Annotated in this window: 1 rRNA gene; it reads left to right on the plus strand. The window is 55.8% G+C overall.

The features are described from left to right. Positions 1 to 17 precede the first annotated feature (17 nt). Positions 18 to 1,535, plus strand: a 16S ribosomal RNA gene (locus KBX17_RS11405). The last annotated feature ends 215 nt before the right edge of the window (positions 1,536 to 1,750 follow it).

Here is a 1,750-nt window from a genome sequence, read left to right on the forward strand (position 1 = left end):
GTTTTGTTGAAACTGTTTTTGTGGAGAGTTTGATCCTGGCTCAGGATGAACGCTGGCGGCGTGCTTAACACATGCAAGTCGAACGGAAAGGCCTCTGCTTGCAGGGGTACTCGAGTGGCGAACGGGTGAGTAACACGTGGGTGATCTGCCCTGCACTTTGGGATAAGCCTGGGAAACTGGGTCTAATACCAGATAGGACCACGTCTTGGATGGTGTGGTGGAAAGTTTTTTCGGTGTGGGATGAGCTCGCGGCCTATCAGCTTGTTGGTGGGGTAATGGCCTACCAAGGCGTCGACGGGTAGCCGGCCTGAGAGGGTGTACGGCCACATTGGGACTGAGATACGGCCCAGACTCCTACGGGAGGCAGCAGTGGGGAATATTGCACAATGGGCGCAAGCCTGATGCAGCGACGCCGCGTGGGGGATGACGGCCTTCGGGTTGTAAACTCCTTTCGCCAGGGACGAAGCGTTTTGTGACGGTACCTGGATAAGAAGCACCGGCTAACTACGTGCCAGCAGCCGCGGTAATACGTAGGGTGCGAGCGTTGTCCGGAATTACTGGGCGTAAAGAGCTCGTAGGTGGTTTGTCGCGTCGTTTGTGTAATACCGCAGCTTAACTGCGGGGTTGCAGGCGATACGGGCATAACTTGAGTGCTGTAGGGGAGACTGGAATTCCTGGTGTAGCGGTGGAATGCGCAGATATCAGGAGGAACACCGATGGCGAAGGCAGGTCTCTGGGCAGTAACTGACGCTGAGGAGCGAAAGCATGGGTAGCGAACAGGATTAGATACCCTGGTAGTCCATGCCGTAAACGGTGGGCGCTAGGTGTGAGTCCCTTCCACGGGGTTCGTGCCGTAGCTAACGCATTAAGCGCCCCGCCTGGGGAGTACGGCCGCAAGGCTAAAACTCAAAGGAATTGACGGGGGCCCGCACAAGCGGCGGAGCATGTGGATTAATTCGATGCAACGCGAAGAACCTTACCTGGGCTTGACATGCACCGGATCGCTGCAGAGATGTAGTTTCCCTTGTGGCTGGTGTACAGGTGGTGCATGGTTGTCGTCAGCTCGTGTCGTGAGATGTTGGGTTAAGTCCCGCAACGAGCGCAACCCTTGTCTTATGTTGCCAGCATTTGGTTGGGGACTCATGAGAGACTGCCGGGGTTAACTCGGAGGAAGGTGGGGATGACGTCAAATCATCATGCCCCTTATGTCCAGGGCTTCACACATGCTACAATGGTCGGTACAACGCGCAGCTACTTCGTGAGGAGGCGCTAATCGCTGAAAGCCGGCCTTAGTTCGGATTGGGGTCTGCAACTCGACCCCATGAAGTCGGAGTCGCTAGTAATCGTAGATCAGCAACGCTGCGGTGAATACGTTCCCGGGCCTTGTACACACCGCCCGTCACGTCATGAAAGTTGGTAACACCCGAAGCCAGTGGCCCAAACTCGTTAGGGAGCTGTCGAAGGTGGGATCGGCGATTGGGACGAAGTCGTAACAAGGTAGCCGTACCGGAAGGTGCGGCTGGATCACCTCCTTTCTAAGGAGCATGACTATTTATTGGCCCCGCATGGTCAGGTAGTTACCTGTACTGGGTGTGGGGTTGGGCTGTTGAGTATCCGTGTGTGGTGCTGCAGACCCGTATGTTGTGGAAAATGTCCAGGTGGACACGCACCCGGGGGGCATGGATGCCTCCAGGAGAAGCACATGATTCATGGTGTGGGTGTCGCATGATTGAGCAATCAACCGGTTTTT

The sequence above is a fragment of the Corynebacterium sp. CCUG 65737 genome (genome assembly GCF_024454115.1).
Taxonomy (GTDB): domain Bacteria; phylum Actinomycetota; class Actinomycetes; order Mycobacteriales; family Mycobacteriaceae; genus Corynebacterium; species Corynebacterium genitalium.